Source organism: Candidatus Saccharibacteria bacterium (assembly GCA_017983775.1).
Classification (GTDB): domain Bacteria; phylum Patescibacteriota; class Saccharimonadia; order JAGOAT01; family JAGOAT01; genus JAGOAT01.
This window is the reverse complement of record JAGOAT010000015.1, coordinates 1-19181: the sequence shown is the minus strand read 5'-3', so window position 1 is coordinate 19181 and position 19181 is coordinate 1. Positions and strand designations below refer to the sequence as shown.

Below are 19181 nucleotides of genomic sequence, written 5' to 3'. Positions count from 1 at the left end.
AACGACCCCAGTATCCGCATAGAAAACGTATCTGAGCGGATCCGTAAGCTTAAAGACTTAGGTTCTTGGGAGCAGGATCGTAACATAGCCGAGATCCTTGTCAATCGAGCCTCAAATAACCCCAATATCACCATAGAAGAGGTGTCTAAGCGGATCCGTGGGCTTAAAGACTTAAGTTCTTGGGAGCGGGATAAGCGAATAGCCAGGATCCTTGTCAATCGAGCCTCAAATGACCCCAGTATCCCCATAGAAAACGTATCTGATCAGATACGTGGCCTTGAAGGCTTAGATCCCGAGGATCGGGGTCCGTACATAGCCAGGATCCTTGTCAATCGAGCCTCGAGGGATATTAATACAAAGATTAAGCCCAATACAGAGGAACTCCTCATTTATAAAATTATAGAGCTTTGTAGTGACCCGACTACCTTACAACGATTATTGCTTGAGTATATAGACTCTAGTGAGGGATCTGTTTCCCAATAACCTTATTGACCTACAGTTACAAGCAGACCAGTATACTAATCACTATATCAATAGACGCTGACATATGGGTTTACCCAGTATGATGACTACTGCTTAGTTGATTGAGTACTACAATCAAGACCCTGATCATGCTAGGATGAGAGTAGCAGAGATTTGCTGTTAGTTGCATTTGGGGTGGTATTTTACGACTGCTTGAATATCATTTAGAATAATGATAGTATTTATCAGGTATGTTGAGTAAAGGTGAGAAGCAAAAATGCTAAATCAGATTGGAGCAATACCCCCTCTAGCTCCAGATGTACTCTGGGATTTTGGTTCAGTTAAGATCACTAATACTATGATCAATGCTTGGGTACTAGTAATATTTTTTTTAATTCTTGGCTGGTTCTTACGTAAGCCTAGTCGAGGTGTTCCTGGTAAGCTCCAAAATTTTGTTGAGATTATCTTGTCAATTATGCTAGATTACATTGATAAGGTTACTCATAGCCCCAAAAAATCAGCCCAGTTCTTACCCTATATCGCTGCTTTGTTTTTCTTTATCTTGCTGTCCAACTGGATGGGGCTCCTCCCGGGTATTCATTCAGTAGGACGTTACCTGCCCGGTGAACATGGTCAGCATTTAGTTTCATTGTTTAGGCCAGCTAACACTGACCTGAATATGACTCTAGCAATGGCGATGTTCGCAGTAGTGAGCTCGCACTATCTTGGCATCAAGCACAGTGGAGGATTCGAACATCTTAATAAGTTTATCAAGATTGGTGATGTCTATCGAGGATTCAAGAAGGGTGGAGTCAATATTATGGTTGGATTTGTTGAATTCGTTGTTGGTTTATTAGAGACTTTTGCTGAATTCGCGAAGACACTATCCTTGTCACTTAGATTATTTGGTAATGTTTTTGCGGGTGAGGTGCTTTTGACTGTTATTGCTGGACTGGTTTCTTTTGCAGCACCAGTACCCTTCATGTTTATGGAGCTACTTGTTGGTATGATTCAGGCTGTTGTATTTGCCATGCTTACCGTGGTATACTTCAGCCTGACTACTACAGAAGTAGAGCATCATTAATTAATAATTAAAAGAAAGGTTCAATCAATGTCAACAGAAGAATTAACTATCATCGCCAAGGCCAGTATCATCGTACTAGGTGGTATATTCCCAGCTCTTGCAATCGGTAAGATTGCTACCAAAGCAATGGAGGCCATGGGTAGAAATCCTGAATCCGGTGATAAAATCTTTGTACCAATGCTTCTATCAATGGCTTTTGCGGAAGCAATTGCAATCTATGCATTAGTAGTAACATTTGTAATCTAATCTAAATAACAATTGAGCGAATGCTAGTACCAGATTTTCATATTGGTTTTTCTTCAATTATCCAGGCTCTGGGTGCTTCAGAAACTGTACCTAGTGCTACTGAGGTGATTAGTGAGCCAGGAATATTTGAAAGCTTTGGCCTGGATCCAATTGCTTTCTTGATTCAGCTGGTCAATTTTTTAATAGTATTTCTTGTATTCAAGAAAATTATCGCAGGACCACTGACTAAGGTAATGGCAGATAGACAGGCCAAGATAGACAAAGGACTAGCTGATGCAAAAGAGCTAGCTAATGCCAAGCAGGAATTCTCTGATTGGCGTAGCCAAGAGACTGCCAGTTTCCGTTCAGAACTTAAGAAGGCTCAAAAGCAAGCCGAACAAGCCAACCGAGAAGACCGAGATCAGATTATAGATCAAGCAAGACAACAAGCTAGTCTAATCATAGACCAATCCAAACAAGATCTTGCAGACACCAAGCAACAGCTAATTAGGGAAGTAAGAGTCAATGCTAGTAGTCTGATTGGTAATGCAGTCAGAAAGTTGGGTATCAAGAATACCGATAAGGACCAATCTCAAGCAATTGATCAAGCCCTTGATGAGTGGGAGCAAAATAATGACTGACCAAGAATTTCAAGACCTGGTCAGCTATGCAAATCACTTGATTAAGACTGGTTATAGCCCAAGGCGTTTGGTAGCTAAACTAAAAACTGTGCTGTTAGAGAGATCTGCTTCCGAGCAGCTCGAATCTGTATTAAGAGAAGTAGCAAAGGGGGTCGGTGCAAGACCAGCAGTTGTTGTCGAATATAGCTTCCTGACTGATCTCGAGAAGGAAAGGATCAAGGCAAGAGTTGCAAAGCAGAATCGTCAGGTTCAATTTATCCATAATCCTAGTCTTATTAGTGGGATTAAGATTACTGACCAAGCAAAGATTTTTGATTCGAGTTTGGAAGCAAAAATTCAAGAAATGAGCTATAATTTGATAAGAGATAAGGAGTGATATGAGTAATAGTTCAATCATAGAGGAACTTGAGGCGCGAATTAGTGGGGCTGATCTAAACTCTGATCAGACTAGGGTTGGCTTCGTGAGTGAAGTCAAGGATGGAGTAGCCAAAGTGATTGGTATTACTGATGTTCAGGCTGGAGAAATGCTAAAGATCACCAGTGGATCGGGTAAAATTATTGATGCGGTAGCTCTTAATCTTAATACTGATTCTGTTTGGGTAATTATTCTAGGTGCTAGCGAGCTAGTCGCCGAAGGAGATAGAGTACAGTTAGCTGGCAAGATCCTCTCCGTGCCAGTAGGTAAGGCAATGCTTGGACGAGTAGTAGACGCCTTAGGTAATCCAATTGATGGCAAAGGCCCAATTAAAACTGACCAAGAAAATCCAATCGAACGTCCTGCGCCTGGTGTCTTAGATCGTAAATCAGTTCATCAACCATTACAGACTGGGATTGTAGCCATTGATTCAATGATCCCGATTGGTAGAGGTCAAAGGGAGTTGATTATTGGAGATCGCCAGACTGGCAAGACTGCAATCGCCGTTGATACTATGATCAATCAAAAGGATAGCGATATCGTCAATATCTATGTAGCAATTGGTCAAAAAGAATCAAAGATCGCTCGCTTAGTATCTGATTTGACTACCAAGGGCGTGATGGACAAAACGGTAATAGTAGTGGCTGGAGCAAGTGATCCTGCTGCTATGAGCTATATTGCACCATATTCTGGAGCTGCAATCGGTGAATATTTTATGGATAATTCTGGTCATGCCTTGGTAATCTATGATGATCTTAGTAAGCATGCAGTTGCTTATCGAGAGATTTCGCTACTACTAAGACGACCTCCTGGTAGAGAAGCTTATCCTGGTGATATCTTCTACTTACATTCTAGACTATTAGAAAGAGCTGCAAAATTGTCAGATGACCTGGGTGCAGGGTCATTAACTGCTTTACCTATTATTGAAACTCAAGCTGGAGACGTATCGGCCTTCATCCCGACCAATGTTATCTCGATTACTGATGGTCAGATTTATCTAGAGACAGACCTCTTCCATCAAGGGATTAGGCCCGCCCTTAATGTCGGGCTATCGGTTTCACGGGTTGGTAGCTCTGCCCAAACTAAGGCAATCAAAAATGTAGCAGGCCAGCTCAGGCTTGATCTTGCTCAATATCGAGATTTAGCAGCTTTTGCTCAGTTGGCTTCTGATTTAGATGCTCAGACCAAGGCAAAATTAGATCGAGGTCAAAGGATTGTCGAGATGCTCAAACAGCCTCAGTACCAACCATACAACTTATCCCATCAAGTGGTCTTGATTTGGGTCGCTACTAATGGATTCCTTGATGATGTTGCACTCGATCAAGTAGGGGACTTTAATCATAGACTTATAGACTATCTTGATCAGAAATACTTAGAGTTGATAGATCAGATCGAGTCAAGTGACATGAAGGGAAAAGAAGTAGATCTATTGAGAACTGCTGTCGAAAGATTTAAACGAGAAGAGATGGGTGGCAACTAATACCCGGGAAATAAAATCCAGGATCAAATCTGTCAAGAATATTGGCAAGATTACCAAAGCAATGGAGCTTGTTGCAGCTACTAAGATGCAAAAGGCCCAAACCAATGCTAAAAATTCTCGCAAATATGCCCAAGCCCTGTCTGGGATCTACTCAAAAATAATTGACAAAGACCAGGCTATCATCCATCGCTATACCCAGGTAGTCAATAAATCTGCGCCCAATCTAATCGTGGTGATTAGTTCAGATAGAAGTCTTGCAGGTGCCTATAATAGCAATCTTAGTAATCGTTTGATTAAGGATTATCTTGTAAGAAATGGTTCATTTGAGATTATTTGCTTTGGCAAAAAAGTTGCCACTACCCTCAAGCGATCTGGCTATCAGTTTAAAGCTCTGTATCCCGCTCCTGAGGCCAACCAGAACCTTGAGTTGGTAAAGCCAATGATCCTACCTTATATTGAAGATTACCTGACTGGTAAGTATAGTTCAATTAAGGTAGTCTACACTCATTTTGTTAGTACCCTCAACCAGGAAGTTAGAGAGATCGAAATACTCCCGATTACCCCCAAACAGATCAGGATATTCGATAATCTTGATCCTGATAAAGAAGAGGGTTATATCTTAGAGCCAGATCAAGATAGTTTAACCGATGATATCCTGGGACGATTAATAATCTATAATTTTTATCAAGCAATGGTAGAAGCAGCTGCTAGTGAATATTCAGCTAGAATGATAGCAATGCAAGGCGCCAATAAGGCTAGCAACGACTTGGTCTCAGATTTAACTCAAATCTTCAACCAAGCAAGGCAAAGCTCAATCACTCAGGAGCTTTCTGAGATCACGGCAGCAAAATTAGCATTAGAATAACAAAGGAGTAAAAGATGAATAAAACCGGCAAAGTCACTCAAATCATTGGCCCAATAGTAGATGTTAGTTTCGAAGAGCATACACCAGATATCCTCAATGCTCTTGAAATTGAGCTTGATAATGATAAAAAACTAGTCCTAGAAGTCGCCCAGCAGCTTGGAGATGGTCAGATAAGAAGTATTGCAATGGGGGAAACCAATGGACTCCAAAGGGGTGCTACTGTCAATGATACTGGAGCACCCATCACAATCGCTGTTGGTAATCAAACTCTTGGCAGAATGTTTGATGCCCTAGGTAATCCAATTGATAAAAAGCCCGCAATCAAGATTACTAAAGATACACCTACCTCTTCAATTCACAAGCCAGCTCCTGATTTCAAAGACCTGTCCACAGGTGTTGAAATTTTAGAAACTGGTATCAAGGTGATAGATTTGATCTGTCCAATTATCAAAGGGGGTAAAGTTGGTCTTTTCGGAGGAGCTGGAGTTGGCAAAACAGTAATTATCACTGAATTAATTCGCAATATTGCCTCCGAGCATGGTGGGGTCTCGGTTTTTGCGGGAGTTGGTGAAAGATCAAGAGAAGGTAATGACTTGTATTATGAGATGCAAGACTCTAATGTTCTAGACAAGACAGCTCTAGTATTCGGTCAAATGAATGAGCCACCAGGTATTCGGGCTCGAGTTGGCTTGACTGGTCTAACCATGGCTGAATATTTCCGTGATCAAGAAAATCAAGATGTTTTATTCTTTGTTGATAACATCTTTAGATTTACCCAAGCTGGATCCGAAGTCTCAACTTTACTAGGTAGGATACCCTCTGCAGTAGGCTATCAGCCGACCTTAGCTACCGATATGGGTGCAATGCAAGAGAGAATTACTTCGACCAATAAGGGTTCGATTACTAGTCTCCAAGCAGTCTATGTGCCAGCTGATGATTTGACTGACCCTGCTCCTGCTACTACCTTCAATCACCTTGATTCTACTGTGGTACTCTCCCGTGCCCTAACAGAGCTTGGAATTTACCCAGCTGTCGATCCACTTGAGTCCAATTCTAACATTTTGGACCCTAATATCATTGGAGCTGAGCATTATCGGGTAGCTAGAGGTGTCCAACAAGTATTGCAAAAATATAAAGACCTCCAAGATATTATCGCAATTCTCGGGATTGAAGAGCTTTCGGATGAAGATAAACTGACAGTATCTCGCGCAAGGAAAATCCAGAAGTTTCTTTCTCAACCCTTCTTTGTAGCAGAAGTTTATACTGGTAGACCTGGCAAATATGTTTCCCTTGCTGATACTGTCAAGAGCTTCGCAGGGATACTTGATGGCAAGTATGACTCTTATAACGAAGATGATTTTTATATGCTAGGTTCGATTTCGGAACTTGATAAGAAGTGAGCCAATGATTAGAGTCAAGATTATCACACCGAGTCAAGAGCTAGTCGACCAGGAAGTTGACTCGATTAGCCTACCGACTGAGCAAGGTTTGATCACTGTTCTTTCAGGACACGCGCCATTGGTCTCTAGACTTACTGTAGGAGAAATCCATTATCGAGTTGGTGATCAGACTAGCTACATAGCTACTGACAGTGGGCTGGTCGAAGTCAAATCTGATAATAGTGTAATGGTGATTGCCGAGCTAGCTACTGAATCTAGCGAGATTGATCTAGATGCCACCCTCAAAGCCAAGCATGAGGCTGAGAAGTTTTTGGCTACAAAAGAAGAGCAAGACACTGCTTACTATCAAGCACTAGCTAGACTAGAGCTTGAATTGGCCAAGCTTAGAGCTGCCAACAGACATCGTTCTTGATAGTATCTCAAGCTTGACTTTATTTACCTCTTTGGGGAGCCTCATCTCTATTCTGTAACCCCAAATTAATAGCAGGAATTATGATGAAACCAGCATCTCGCACTACCAAAAACCCCTAATGATTAATTTCTCTGTGCAACGCTTGACCCCTTCTGCCAAGTACTTGCTCTAAACTTGACTGACTAGCCTCAAGCACCCCTTGCTCCGAACCAAAGGCCTTAATCAATTTTGCAACGGACTTAGGTCCAATCCCGGTGTAATCCTCTAGTTTACTTCGGATAATTCGTTTCTTTCTAACTTGACGATGATAAGTAATCGCGAAACGATGCGCCTCATCTCTGATTCTTTGAATTAATTGAGATACAGAGTTAGATTTTGGTAATTTTACTACTAAATAATTACCATCCCTATATATGTATTGTCCGTAATCTTTCCAGCTATCATTACTCAAAGCTCTATCATCAAATACCATTTCTTCTTCCCGTTTTGCCAGGCCAAACACTGGCTGTCCAGGCCAAAAATCCTGCATTGCCATAAGGGCACTCGAAAGTTGACCCTTACCACCATCGATCAAGATTAGATCAGGCTGTTTCCAGCTTCGTTTCTGTCTACGAGTAATCACTTCCTGCATCATTGCAAAGTCGTTTGGGCCTTTGGTCCTAATTCTAAATTTACGATACTCCTGGGTATTAGGCAAACCATTAGTAAAAACGATCATACTCGCCACTTGATCCTTGCCTTGGAAGTTCGAGATATCATAAGCTTCAATTCTTGCAGGAGGTTTGTCTAAACCTGCAATCTTACCTAGCTCCAGCAGGGCACTATCAGTCGACAAATCAATACCGTCTAGCATTACGCCTTTAATCCTCCTAAGACTAGACAAGAATTGTAATTGATTACGGATCAAGGCTGCTTTTTCATAATCCTGAGATTGACTGCTGGCCTCCATTTCTATCTCCAATTCTTGAGCCAAAGATTTAAATTTACCTGTCAAAATTAGTTTGATCCTGCGGATTTGATCTCGATAATTGTCAGAGTCAATATCAGGACTAGGGTTGATGCCAATCTGATAAGAGAGCTTACTAACTCTAGGCCACTGCTTGTCAGTGATAAAAGGGATTACTCTTCTGATCTGAGTCAGCAACTTTTTTATCTGATAACTAGCAGGGAAGGGACCATAGTAGTCAGCATAATCATTTTCTATTCTTCTGACATAACTAATAATAGGATAAGGATCTTTGCTAATTCTGATATAAAGATAATGCTTATCATCCCTGAGTAGAATATTATACTGAGGTTTGTATCTTTTGATTAGCTCTGCTTCAAGAAATAAGGCAGCTATCTCTGATTCGGTCTCAATCACTTCAATATCTGCAATCTTCTCTACAAGCCTGATCGTCTTGAGATCATGATCACGTCTCTGGAAGTAGGATTTTACTCTTCTACTCAGGTTGATTGCTTTACCGACATAGATCACTTGCCCTAATTGATCTTTATATAGATAAACACCCGGGGATTTGGGAAGATCTGCTAGTTGTTTAGTCAAGCTACTCACTATTTAAGATTATCTAAATATTTAGTCAAAATAGCAACGCATAATCGCCCTAGCAAGACTATCGGGGTCGTGGCGAATCAAGCTTCTTTGCATCAAATCTACTTGATTGGTTTCTGCAATATCGTGACTAATTAATAAATCACCGTATGTTTTGTAGCCTCTGGCTTTAACTCGATTGATTATTTTTGGACTAACATCTATCAATCTTTCATTTTCCGCTAAATAGCGATCAATTAGCACATTAGCTGGTTGAGCATTGTTGTATACGATATAGTCAAAGATCCTACCAGCTGTAAACCTCTCAAGCTCATCTACAAAATCATCTAAGTTGTAATCCCTGGATTGATTGGGCTGAGTCATTAGATTGCTGATAAATACTCGTTTGGCTTTTGACTGCGCAATAGCTTCGACTATGCCCTCTGTCAATAGAATTGTCATTAGGGATGTGTAGAAACCTCCTGGGCCAAAGACCAATAAATCAGCATCCAGAATTGCCTGACGGGCACGAGGATTCAATTTGGCAGTAGGTTCCAAATAGAATTCTGGTTTTTTCTGTTCGATTACTGTCCCTAGAATATTATCTTCACCGCAGACATCCTGGCCTTCCCTAACTAGACAAAGATTGGTCTGGGTAGTGGTGACTGGCAATACTTTACCTGAAATATCCAGAATTTCCCCAGCTACACTCAGGGCCTGTTCGAAATCACCAGTCATATCCTCAAGAGCTGCCAAGAATAGATTACCAAAACTATGACCCTTGAAAGTATTACCCCCAAAACGATAGTTGAATAATTCCCTGACTAGATCTGAACGATTAGCTAAGGCCACTAGGTGTTGACGGGCATCTCCAGGTGGTAAGGCACCCAGTTCATCTCGTAATACGCCAGTACTACCGCCGCTATCCGTCATATTGACTACTGTAGTGATATTTCTTAGATACTGCTTTAGGCCAGTGATTACTGTAAAGGATCCTGTTCCTGCTCCGATTACAACGGCCTTGACAGATTTATCAATAGCTTGCATAGATGTCTATCTTACTTGATAATTACTCGATTGTCAAAGTTAATTTGTCGGAACAGTACGCCACGCGTTCGATTTGGTTGATCCAGAAGAAATATAGATACCTTCAGGTATACCTCTGTGCACAAGCACTAGAGCTTTCAGCTGCTCTTTGCCAACATTTGTAGCTAAGCTAGAATGCCCGGCTAAAACTATTTCTACCACTGATATTTTGGCCTTTAATAATTTGATTTCTGCTATTCCCGGCCTAGTAACATCTTCGATTTCTGGTATTCCCATCCTAATAGCCTCTTCTATAGTAGCTAATGGAAACAGCTGATCATCACTACCACCTGCTAGATTGATTTTCACACCATTTTTTGCTGCATTGATGATCTCAGGAACGGTACTAATGTTTGCTAATACAGCAAAAGCATCAGGAAGTCTTGAGATCATTCTCATTTCTCTAGCGATATTAATCCCTGCAATAGCTGTCTGTGGATCTTTGTATCCATTTCTTAATTCCTTCATTAAAGTTTTAGAAAACATCTTTGCTAGAAGTCTGCCATGCTTTTTCCAATCAGTTTCATATGCCCGAAACGAGGTTACCCGACCTACCAAATCTAACTCCCTAGATCGATCAAGCCAAAAGTTAGATAGATACGTTTCTGGAGTCAGAGTTGCTGGGGCTAGAAGAGTTACTACTCCTACTCGAGTATGTTGATGCCCATTATCTTCACTATCGCCAATATTAGCCAATGAACCAGCAGCTGTGGTAAGACCGCCCAAAGAATGAGCAATTACATCATGAGGTTGACCTCCTAAACCTGTTGCATCAACTACTCTTAGGTATACCTCCCTTTGATGATTGACTGACTCAGGGCCGACTTTTTTACCAGCAGCAATCAGGTCTGAATTGTACCCAACAACTCTACACCCGAGCTCTTGTGCTAAGTATTTAATGATTGCTACTTGTTGATAACCTATCTCACCTACGCCATGCTCAAAGAGTACTGGAATAGCATCTGTGTTGAAGGAACTTGAAAAAGCGGGTTCGGCTAAACAGTATTTGATAACAACCCCACCTACTCGCATGGATCCTTTCCTTGTTACTAACTCGCCAGTCTTGCCTGGAGTCCATAGTTCACTCATTCCTAGATTCACCTCTTTATAAATCTGTATTATTGATTATAACCAATAACTTGTCAATATATCAAGGTGTCAGTTCTGAATCTTCCATAATCTTCTTCAGGGATTTGGAAGATGACTCAACTCCTGTCACCCTCCGAAACCCAGAGGTTTGACGGAGGATCCAGTATTTCTGCATTATTCTGATAATAAATTTAAATACGAGGATAGAACGGAGAATTGGTTTGTTTTTTTTACATTATATGCTACAGTACTACTAAGTAAAAGTAAGGGGTTGACGGGTTATGAATGCAATGAATTATGAAACCACTGAAGCAACCAGAAATGGGTTACCTGATAAAGTTGCAAGAGCGTTAGTAACTCTTGGCTTGACAAGTTTAAGGTTTGGGAAAGCTTTGGCTGATACTAATTCTAGATTCAATAATTCAAACTTAACTAACCCACCAACTGACTTCGAGATTGTAGATGTGAATTATCAGACTAAGAGACTATATCAGAGATCTAAATTGTTTACAGGAATAGCCGTTATGCAGGCACTGGAAGGTAAGTACACACCTGATGACCCCGCTAAACCTGAAGCAATAGACGCGGTGGAAGCTTCTGATCTATTAGCCTCTTTTATTCAAGGAGGGGAAAATGACAGTAGTGATGCTAGAGCTGAACGCTACCAGGCAATAGTAGGCGCAATACTTGCAAGTAATAACCCAGAACTTCTTGATATGTTCAACCTTGAGAGAGAAGCCTGAACCCACTGCAGAATGGTTTGTTCAGTTTTTAAAGAATCATCCAGAGTTGAAGGAATCTTCAGCTATTGGACACTTATATGCCCTAGTTGGATCGGAAGACTATGGGAAAGCTATCGAATTACTAGATCAGCTTAATGCTACAAAAAGCCAACAAGAGTCTTTAAAAATCGCTATAGTCGTAGCTTACTGTTTGTCCAAATTAGATTTTAATCTGGAAGAGGTTGAAAGTTTTGCCACAAGTTTGGATCTAGATAGTATTAATATTAAGTATGCCACTTATAAAGCACTTGTGGCTTACTATGCCAATCAGCCTGTTTTAGATGATGAAACTATTAAAGATATACTTGGCAAGCATGAATGGATATACTCTAGGGTTCCTGTCGTCGATCCAGACATACTGAAAAGAGATTTTATATACAGCGTTCTATTGCGCCATTTTACAGGCTCAAAGCCAGATGATTGGAGCAATATAATCAATGGTATAGCTGAGTCTTATGGGTTTGATCCAGCTCAAACAATACTTTTAAAGCGGAGACTTATGGTAGATTACCTAGCTCAACTACCTGGATTTAATCAAATAGATGTCAGAAAAGAACTCTCAGAATTAGACCCATTTCATGTGTTTAGCGACTTAATAGAAGTTATTATTCAGCGCAGTATTGATGGCAGAATGCCGTTACTTGAGGCTATCGAACATATAGGTGTCCTAAACCTTGATACTGATTACGTTTATTACCTTACTGGGGATGGTGCTACAAAGCGGATACCAGCCAAGCTAAACTCGAGTCTAAAGGATATTTTGTTTGGATATCTCGCCAAAAACCCACACATTAACTATATTGATTTACCTCATCATATAGCATTTTACTTCCAGGAAGTGGCTCCAGAAAACTATCAATCAATCCTGCTAAACTATCAATTAAGCCTAGTCGGAGATCCAACTGCAATGCGAGACTGGCTAATCGAGTGGGCAGAAAGCAAAAATAAAGAATAATCTATACCAGATAGATCTTTTGAGCTATAGTAGTAGATCAAAAGGCTGGTTTTGTTTTCGAGTATGCTATAAATAGGGTTTGAGATAATGGCCAGTCTGGGATTCTTTGATTCCGGCTACTTGCTGGGGAGTTCCTGTAGCAATTACTTGACCGCCATTTTGTCCCCCTTCTGGACCTAAATCAATCAAATAATCAGCAGATTTGATTACGTCCAGATTGTGTTCGATTACCAGTACAGTATTATTTTGATCAACTAGTTTCTGTAGGACCTCTAATAATTTCCTAACATCTTCAAAGTGCAATCCGGTAGTTGGCTCATCCAGTACATAAAGAGTATGTCCTCTCTGGCTTTTTGAAAGTTCGCTAGCTAATTTGATTCTCTGTGCTTCACCACCTGATAGAGTTGTAGCCGACTGACCAAGGGTAATATAATCCAGACCAACTTGCTTGAGGGTAGAAAGCTTACGCTCCAGAGATGGGTAACTAGCAAAGAAATAGTAGGCTTCCTCGACAGTCATAGTCAAAACATCAGCAATAGTCTTGGATTTGTACTTAACTTCAAGAGTTTCGTTACTATAACGCTTACCCTGACAAACCTCACAGGCTACATAAACATCGGGCAAGAAGTGCATCTCTATCTTAATAATCCCATCTCCTTGACAAGTCTCACAGCGACCACCTTTGGTATTGAAGCTAAATCGTCCTGGTTGGTATCCCCTTTCTCGGGCTAGGGGTGTTCTGGCAAATATTTCTCGTATTTCAGTAAACATCTTGGTATAAGTAGCAGGATTGGATCTAGGAGTTCGACCAATTGGACTCTGATCAATTGCAATCAACTTATTGATTTGCTCCAGCCCTCTAATCTCTTGATGTTTACCGACTGGATGATAAGTAGCATAGAAATGATTGTGCAAAGCATTGACCAATGTATCATTAATAAGGGTCGACTTGCCAGATCCAGAAACACCAGTCACAGCAACAAATTTACCCAAAGGTATTTCGACATTAACTGACTTGAGGTTGTGCTCACTAGCGCCAATGATTTCAAGCTTGCCCATGCTCTTTTTGCGTCTATTGCTGGGTAGACTGATCTGTTGATTCTTACTCAAATATTGACCAGTCAAAGACTTAGGATTATTTGCTACATCCTTTGGCGTGCCAATCGCTACCACTTGGCCACCATGCTTACCAGCACCTGGACCAATATCGACCAAATAATCACTTGCCCAAATAGTATCCTCATCATGTTCGACCACTATCACCGTATTGCCAATATCTCTTAATCTTTTTAAGGTAGCGATTAAACGATCATTATCTCTCTGATGTAAACCAATCGAAGGCTCATCAAGAATATACAGTACCCCAGTTAGCCTTGAGCCAATTTGAGTAGCCAGACGAATTCTTTGAGCCTCACCACCGGCCAAAGTATTTGCACTACGACCGAGTTGAAGATAGTTCAGACCAACATCATTCAAAAACTCTAGCCTGTCAATGATTTCTTTCAATATTTGCTTGGCGATAATTGTTTCTTGATCAGATAAGCTCAAGTTTTGGTAATATCTTAGTGCTACTTCAACTGTCATGTCATTGATATCAGCGATAGATTTATCCTGGATAGTAATTGCTAGTACTTCTGGTCTAAGCTTTTTGCCATCACAAGCTTGACAACGTTTCTCTCGCATATACTTGGCTATATCGGTACGAATATAATCACTATCAGTCTCCTTGTACCTTCTTTCAAGATTATTAATCACGCCTTCATAAGATAAGTTATAGACATTGCCTGAATTGGTTTTGACTGCCAGTTTAGTATCGACACCATACAGTAGTGCTTTCAATTGTTGACTATTCAACTTGCTAATAGGTGTTTGAAGGCTGAAATCAAGCTGTTCACCCAGTGCCTTGATGGCTTGCATATAATACCCCTGAAGATTTAAGTTTCGACTCCAAGGGCGAATTGCACCTTGAGAGATTGAAAGTTCTCGATTGGGGATTACCAATTCAGGGTCAACCTCTTGCTTACTACCAAGCCCAGTACATTCCCGACACGCTCCATGTGGAGAATTAAATGAAAAAAGTCTTGGCTCTATCTCGGGCAAGCTAAAGTTGTCACCATCCGAACTCATATAATTTTCACTATATTCTTGCAGATCTCCAACAACCTTCCCAGATTGGTCAAGGTTGGCAATTCTAACTATTCCCTCAGACATTGCTAACGCCAATTCGATAGCCTCACTTAATCTTTGGGTTGTTAAGGCGCTTAGTTCAAATCGATCAACTAACACCTCGATGGTATGCTTTTGATTCTTGATCAAAACTGGGACTTCATCTGTGCTATAGATGATTTCGTCAACTCGAACTTTCAAATAACCATCTACCAATAGCTTGTCAAAAATGGCTTGATGTTCTCCCTTGCGATCCCTAACTACCGGACTTAAGATCGCTATTAATCTATCATTAGAATTCTCACGAATCAACTCTACTATTTCACTAGCAGTTTTCTTAGTCAGAGGATGTCCGCTTACTGGATGATGGGGTATTCCAATCCTGGCAAAGATTAACCTCAAATAATCATAGATTTCCGTAACCGTCGCAACAGTAGATCTAGGATTGCGAGAACTAGATTTCTGATCTATTGAGATAGCTGGTGATAACCCTTCTATCTGATCAACATCTGGCTTATTCATCAAACCCAAGAATTGTCTAGCATAAGCAGAAAGACTTTCAACATATCTCCTCTGACCTTCAGCATATAATGTATCAAAAGCAAGAGTTGATTTTCCCGATCCCGACAATCCTGTAATGGTAATTAGTTTGTTTCTAGGCAACTCCAAGTCCAAATTTTTGAGATTGTGTTCTCTGGCACCTTTGATAATTATCTTGTCTTGCATATTCAAAATATTTTCAATGTTCAATCTTACCGTACAAATACCGATATGTCAATCATGTATTTTATCTCACTTCTGAATTCGACCTATTTTATTGTCATTATCCAAAAGTCTCCCTTGTATTATCATCCTCCGAAACCCTTCCTTGTCTTGTCATCCTCCGAAGCCCTATCTCTTCCTGTCATCCTCCGAAACCCGAAGGGTTTACGGGGGATCCACCTCTACTGACATTTGGATAGTCATTTAATACTAATGCTGGATCTCCGGTCTTGCCCTTCGGGCAACCCGAAGATGACGGGGTGAGGGGTGGGAAATTTGGAGGATAATGGGTTGAGGATTGACACTTGGGAGATGACTGAATAATTATAAATACTTATCTGAAGAAAGCTGAGGAATCTATCGGGAAATCTGAAAGTCCTATATAATCAGTATATGTCAATCGTAGAAATAACCCCGATTAGTCCCCTAAGCCAATACGATAAGATTAAGCTTACCCTAAACAGTAACCTAGGTCAGTTAGATAATCTGAAAAGCCTAGTAAGGGAAATCGAAAAAAGCCCAAAACTAGCCACCAGCCTTGAGCTCAAGATCGTGATTACCGATACTACTGATTATCTAGAAGGCTCAAACAAACAACCAGCTCTCACTAGCTCTCAGAGAAAAAGATTGACCAGTAGTCTAAGGCAAATCTTGGGCAAGCTAAATTATCAGATACTTTTTCACTCTGATTGGCTTCTAAGTATTAATCTGGAGCAATTTTTACCACTAATCAAACAATATCCCGACTATAGTTTAAATATCCTATTGAAAGCATACGATAATATTAGCCTGCAGGTTGAAACTGAGGTCTTGATGGATGCTCCTGATCCAACCTATCAGACAATAAGTCAAATCCTTAGTGATTATTATAGCCTCACCACCCCAGATTTTTATAATCAAGATGAAATTATCGGATCCAATCACTAAGCTCCAAGATATAGGCAAAATCAAACAGTCCTACTTTAATCAAGCAGAGATTTATACCATTAAAGATCTTATCGAGTATATTCCCAGAAGTTGGCAAAAAATCCCAACCCTCAAGCCAATTGTCGAGCTTAATCCTGGTCAAGTCGCCTTTTGCGGAACAGTTGAAGAGCTTGAGAATAGATATAGCCATAGTGGCAAAAAAATCCTAACTGCTACTGTATTCGATCAATCAGGTTCAATCAAGGTGGTTTGGTTTAATATGGACTATCTAGAAAAATATTTTAAACCAGATAAAGTCTATTACTTTCTTGGTCAACTTCAATATGATAAAGGTTATATTTCGGTGGCTAACCCCTACTATAGTGACAATTCTGAGAAGCTTGGTCTGGGTAAACTCAACCCAGTTTATAAATCTACCTATAAGCTAAAATCCAATATGATTTCAAATGCAATCAGTCAGCTTGATTTTGGCAATCTCGACTTTGATAGCACTATTACAGACTGGATTACCAAATCAAGCAATTCCATAAGCTTAAGTTTGAGCCAAGCGTTTGAGATATTTCACCGACCCAAAAACCTTGAAGAACTAAGTCTTGCCAAGACTAGGTTAGCCTGGGAAGAGGTAATATGGCTCCTTTTAGCTGCCCAGTTAATCAAAGAGGATACTCAACAAATCAACAAGATTCACTACAGTTGTTCCAGTCAAGATCTTTCAGATTTTATCGCCAACCTGAATTTCAAACTAACACCTGATCAAATAAAGGCTACCAAAGAAGTAATAGGAGATTTACAGGGTGAGTACCTAATGAATCGACTCTGTCAGGGTGATGTTGGCACTGGAAAGACCATTATTGGTATCATTGCCAGTTATGCCATCGTCCAAAGTGGCTACCAAGTAGCAATGATTGCTCCTACGACAGTTCTTGCTAAGCAACATTACTTAAATGCCAAGAAATACCTACCCGATTCAATCAAAATTGCCTTACTTAGCTCTGAAGCTAGTCTCAAGGAAAAGCAGGTCATTTATGATGATTTGAGCAATCAAAAAGTTGATTTATTGATAGGTACCCATGCTATTTTTAATCCAAACTTAAAGTTTAAAAAGCTAGGACTAGTGATTCTAGATGAACAACAGCGCTTCGGGGTAGAGCAAAGATTGACTCTCAAGAAACTAAGCAAGACTACCCCTCATTACCTTAGTCTGACTGCCACGCCAATCCCAAGATCCTTATCCTTGACTGTTTTTGCCGATCTAGATAATAGTATCTTAAAACAAAAGCCACTCAATAATCAGATAATTGAGACTGAGATTTATGACCATACAGTGCGTAGAAAAGTCTTAAAACAAATAAAATCAAGACTCACCAACGGTCAGCAAGCCTACATAGTTTCATCTAGGAGAATAAACCCTAGCCAAAATAGTCTAAGTGCCAAGCAACTTTTTGAGGAAATAGAGTTTAATAAACTACTTGGAGATAAGATAATTGGCTACCTAGATGGAAGTCAGCCAGAAACAAGCAAACAAGAGACACTTGCAAGATTTCAGGCAGGTGAGATCGATGTATTGATTGCGACAAGTGTAATTGAAGTAGGTATAGACAATCCCAATGCTACGACAATTATGATTGAGTCGGCCAATGATTTTGGTTTATCTAGCTTACATCAACTCAGGGGTCGGGTTGGGAGAGGAAATCTAGCCTCAAAATGTTATTTGATTAACACCAGCGATCAAGAAATTGCCACCCGACGTCTAGAGAGCCTATCGAAGACTCAAGATGGATTTAAGCTAGCTGAACTAGATCTCAAACTTCGGGGTCCGGGACAAATTTTGGGTTATGAGCAAACAGGGAAGATTAACTTAAAAATTGTTAAGGCATTTGACACAAAATTGATATATCAGATCAAGGATGCAATTAAACCTTTTGTTAATTCAAGAGATTGGAAACAAAAAATACCAGCCGGGGAGTTGCGAAAATTTTATCAATCTGTAGAATACTTAGATTAGAGGCTATGAATTCAGGACATATTTCATTTATCACCAAAGGTAAAATCAACTCTACGGGCATCCATCAAAAGATGGATAAGATTGCATATCAAGTAATGACTAAGTATGCAAATCAAGAACTGGGAGCTGGTCAATACTTTTTTCCAGAGCTTAGAGATGTAATTTATTTTGAAGGATACAACGGACCAGATGGACTAAAGGTTAAAAAAGGTTCGAAAAAGTATGATAAACATCATCTCTGGGAACCAAAAACTGGTCAAGGGTATCTAATGGAATGGATTGAGCATCACTACCATAGCTTGGTCGCCACACTGAACAATCAAGATACAATAGATAGTGGATTTGAAGCAAGTTGGCTAGCCCACTACTTAGGGGATATTGTTACGCCAGCCCATCATTACTCTAAAGATCTATTATATACTGAAGGTAAACTAGCCAACCAAAAATTTGGAGTTAAATTAAAAGAGCAATATCGTGTGACCAAAAACTTTACTGATCATATTATCTTTGAGTCCGGTATTGCTAGTAGCTTAGTAATGAAAAGATTTAACCACATTGAATTTTCTCAAGAAATACTTAAGAGTCTAGAGAATATTGGAGTTACAGCTACTATCAATAACCTTGCATTAAGTATCCAGGATCAAGGTCTCTATGAACAGTATCTAAAAAAAGGCTGGTCACCCAAACTCTACCAGTTAATCAGGGAACAAGTAGTAGATCAAGGAATTCAATTAATCTCTGCTATCTGGTACTTTGCTTTACTTGAAAGCAGAGAATAATGCCAAGAGTCCATACTGGAGACTATAGGGGGCTAAATCTAAAAGTAGCCAACCAGGGTACTAGACCCTTAACCGACTTTGCTAGACAAGGATTATTTAATACACTTGGTGATAT

19 protein-coding genes are annotated in these 19181 nt (G+C 40.1%); 15 read left to right on the top strand and 4 right to left on the bottom strand.

Going from position 1 to position 19181, the window contains the following annotated elements:
- The 9 genes from KA531_02555 to atpC form a co-directional block, all read left to right on the top strand.
- Positions 1 to 483 (top strand): hypothetical protein (locus KA531_02555; GenBank protein MBP6005758.1); only part of this gene is annotated, 483 nt, incomplete at its 5' end.
- Between the two features lie 256 nt (positions 484 to 739).
- Positions 740 to 1546, top strand: a complete 807-nt coding sequence (atpB, locus tag KA531_02550; GenBank protein MBP6005757.1) for a F0F1 ATP synthase subunit A — start codon at positions 740 to 742, stop codon at positions 1544 to 1546.
- Positions 1547 to 1573: 27 nt separating this feature from the next.
- The gene (locus tag KA531_02545) at positions 1574 to 1792 is read left to right on the top strand and encodes an ATP synthase F0 subunit C (GenBank protein MBP6005756.1); all 219 of its coding nucleotides are present in this window, start codon (positions 1574 to 1576) and stop codon (positions 1790 to 1792) included.
- A gap of 20 nt (positions 1793 to 1812) precedes the next feature.
- Positions 1813 to 2412, top strand: coding sequence for an ATP synthase F0 subunit B (locus KA531_02540; GenBank protein ID MBP6005755.1), 600 nt, complete (start codon positions 1813 to 1815; stop codon positions 2410 to 2412).
- Positions 2405 to 2788, top strand: coding sequence for a F0F1 ATP synthase subunit delta (locus tag KA531_02535; protein ID MBP6005754.1), 384 nt, complete (start codon positions 2405 to 2407; stop codon positions 2786 to 2788). Before KA531_02540 ends, KA531_02535 begins: the two co-directional genes overlap by 8 nt.
- A gap of 1 nt (position 2789) precedes the next feature.
- Positions 2790 to 4307, top strand: coding sequence for a F0F1 ATP synthase subunit alpha (gene atpA / locus KA531_02530; GenBank protein ID MBP6005753.1), 1518 nt, complete (start codon positions 2790 to 2792; stop codon positions 4305 to 4307).
- Positions 4297 to 5172, top strand: a complete 876-nt coding sequence (gene atpG, locus KA531_02525; protein ID MBP6005752.1) for an ATP synthase F1 subunit gamma — start codon at positions 4297 to 4299, stop codon at positions 5170 to 5172. Before atpA ends, atpG begins: the two co-directional genes overlap by 11 nt.
- 14 nt (positions 5173 to 5186) lie before the next feature.
- The gene (gene atpD / locus KA531_02520) at positions 5187 to 6572 is read left to right on the top strand and encodes a F0F1 ATP synthase subunit beta (GenBank protein ID MBP6005751.1); all 1386 of its coding nucleotides are present in this window, start codon (positions 5187 to 5189) and stop codon (positions 6570 to 6572) included.
- Positions 6573 to 6576: 4 nt separating this feature from the next.
- Positions 6577 to 6984, top strand: coding sequence for an ATP synthase F1 subunit epsilon (gene atpC / locus KA531_02515; protein MBP6005750.1), 408 nt, complete (start codon positions 6577 to 6579; stop codon positions 6982 to 6984).
- 115 nt (positions 6985 to 7099) lie between these two features.
- On the opposite strand, the gene KA531_02510 is transcribed toward atpC, so the two are convergent.
- The 3 genes from KA531_02510 to KA531_02500 are packed head-to-tail and all read right to left on the bottom strand — an operon-like array spanning position 7100 to position 10690.
- Entirely contained in the window at positions 7100 to 8539 is a 1440-nt protein-coding gene (locus KA531_02510) for an excinuclease ABC subunit UvrC (GenBank protein MBP6005749.1), read from the bottom strand.
- A 21-nt stretch (positions 8540 to 8560) separates the two neighbouring features.
- Entirely contained in the window at positions 8561 to 9562 is a 1002-nt protein-coding gene (gene yvcK / locus KA531_02505; protein ID MBP6005748.1) for a uridine diphosphate-N-acetylglucosamine-binding protein YvcK, read from the bottom strand.
- A 39-nt stretch (positions 9563 to 9601) separates the two neighbouring features.
- Positions 9602 to 10690: a hypothetical protein gene (locus tag KA531_02500; protein ID MBP6005747.1), complete on the bottom strand. Its 1089-nt coding sequence runs from the start codon at positions 10688 to 10690 to the stop codon at positions 9602 to 9604.
- Positions 10691 to 10971: 281 nt separating this feature from the next.
- On the opposite strand from KA531_02500, the gene KA531_02495 reads away from it, so the two are divergent.
- Both KA531_02495 and KA531_02490 read left to right on the top strand, forming a co-directional pair.
- Entirely contained in the window at positions 10972 to 11433 is a 462-nt protein-coding gene (locus tag KA531_02495; protein MBP6005746.1) for a hypothetical protein, read from the top strand.
- Positions 11378 to 12427: a hypothetical protein gene (locus KA531_02490; protein MBP6005745.1), complete on the top strand. Its 1050-nt coding sequence runs from the start codon at positions 11378 to 11380 to the stop codon at positions 12425 to 12427. Before KA531_02495 ends, KA531_02490 begins: the two co-directional genes overlap by 56 nt.
- Before the next feature lie 66 nt (positions 12428 to 12493).
- On the opposite strand, the gene uvrA is transcribed toward KA531_02490, so the two are convergent.
- Complete coding sequence (uvrA, locus tag KA531_02485; GenBank protein ID MBP6005744.1) at positions 12494 to 15319, bottom strand: excinuclease ABC subunit UvrA; 2826 nt, start codon at positions 15317 to 15319, stop codon at positions 12494 to 12496.
- A gap of 429 nt (positions 15320 to 15748) precedes the next feature.
- On the opposite strand from uvrA, the gene KA531_02480 reads away from it, so the two are divergent.
- The 4 genes from KA531_02480 to KA531_02465 form a co-directional block, all read left to right on the top strand.
- Positions 15749 to 16282 (top strand): hypothetical protein, encoded by a 534-nt coding sequence (locus KA531_02480; GenBank protein ID MBP6005743.1) that lies wholly within the window; start codon positions 15749 to 15751, stop codon positions 16280 to 16282.
- Entirely contained in the window at positions 16257 to 18287 is a 2031-nt protein-coding gene (locus KA531_02475) for an ATP-dependent DNA helicase RecG (protein MBP6005742.1), read from the top strand. Before KA531_02480 ends, KA531_02475 begins: the two co-directional genes overlap by 26 nt.
- 5 nt (positions 18288 to 18292) lie before the next feature.
- Positions 18293 to 19066: a hypothetical protein gene (locus KA531_02470; GenBank protein MBP6005741.1), complete on the top strand. Its 774-nt coding sequence runs from the start codon at positions 18293 to 18295 to the stop codon at positions 19064 to 19066.
- Positions 19066 to 19181 (top strand): RsmD family RNA methyltransferase (locus tag KA531_02465; GenBank protein MBP6005740.1); only part of this gene is annotated, 116 nt, incomplete at its 3' end. The genes KA531_02470 and KA531_02465, both read left to right, overlap by 1 nt.

What these genes read in the sequence shown, in the direction of transcription:
- atpD (MBP6005751.1), top strand. Translation starts at nt 5,187, where the DNA reads ATGAATAAAACCGGCAAAGTCACTCAAATCATTGGCCCAATAGTAGAT.
- KA531_02540 (MBP6005755.1), top strand. Translation starts at nt 1,813, where the DNA reads ATGCTAGTACCAGATTTTCATATTGGTTTTTCTTCAATTATCCAGGCT.
- atpC (MBP6005750.1), top strand. Translation starts at nt 6,577, where the DNA reads ATGATTAGAGTCAAGATTATCACACCGAGTCAAGAGCTAGTCGACCAG.
- KA531_02480 (MBP6005743.1), top strand. Translation starts at nt 15,749, where the DNA reads ATGTCAATCGTAGAAATAACCCCGATTAGTCCCCTAAGCCAATACGAT.
- yvcK (MBP6005748.1), bottom strand. Translation starts at nt 9,562, where the DNA reads ATGCAAGCTATTGATAAATCTGTCAAGGCCGTTGTAATCGGAGCAGGA.
- KA531_02470 (MBP6005741.1), top strand. Translation starts at nt 18,293, where the DNA reads ATGAATTCAGGACATATTTCATTTATCACCAAAGGTAAAATCAACTCT.
- atpB (MBP6005757.1), top strand. Translation starts at nt 740, where the DNA reads ATGCTAAATCAGATTGGAGCAATACCCCCTCTAGCTCCAGATGTACTC.
- uvrA (MBP6005744.1), bottom strand. Translation starts at nt 15,319, where the DNA reads ATGCAAGACAAGATAATTATCAAAGGTGCCAGAGAACACAATCTCAAA.
- KA531_02495 (MBP6005746.1), top strand. Translation starts at nt 10,972, where the DNA reads ATGAATGCAATGAATTATGAAACCACTGAAGCAACCAGAAATGGGTTA.
- KA531_02475 (MBP6005742.1), top strand. Translation starts at nt 16,257, where the DNA reads ATGAAATTATCGGATCCAATCACTAAGCTCCAAGATATAGGCAAAATC.
- atpA (MBP6005753.1), top strand. Translation starts at nt 2,790, where the DNA reads ATGAGTAATAGTTCAATCATAGAGGAACTTGAGGCGCGAATTAGTGGG.
- KA531_02535 (MBP6005754.1), top strand. Translation starts at nt 2,405, where the DNA reads ATGACTGACCAAGAATTTCAAGACCTGGTCAGCTATGCAAATCACTTG.
- KA531_02500 (MBP6005747.1), bottom strand. Translation starts at nt 10,690, where the DNA reads ATGAGTGAACTATGGACTCCAGGCAAGACTGGCGAGTTAGTAACAAGG.
- KA531_02545 (MBP6005756.1), top strand. Translation starts at nt 1,574, where the DNA reads ATGTCAACAGAAGAATTAACTATCATCGCCAAGGCCAGTATCATCGTA.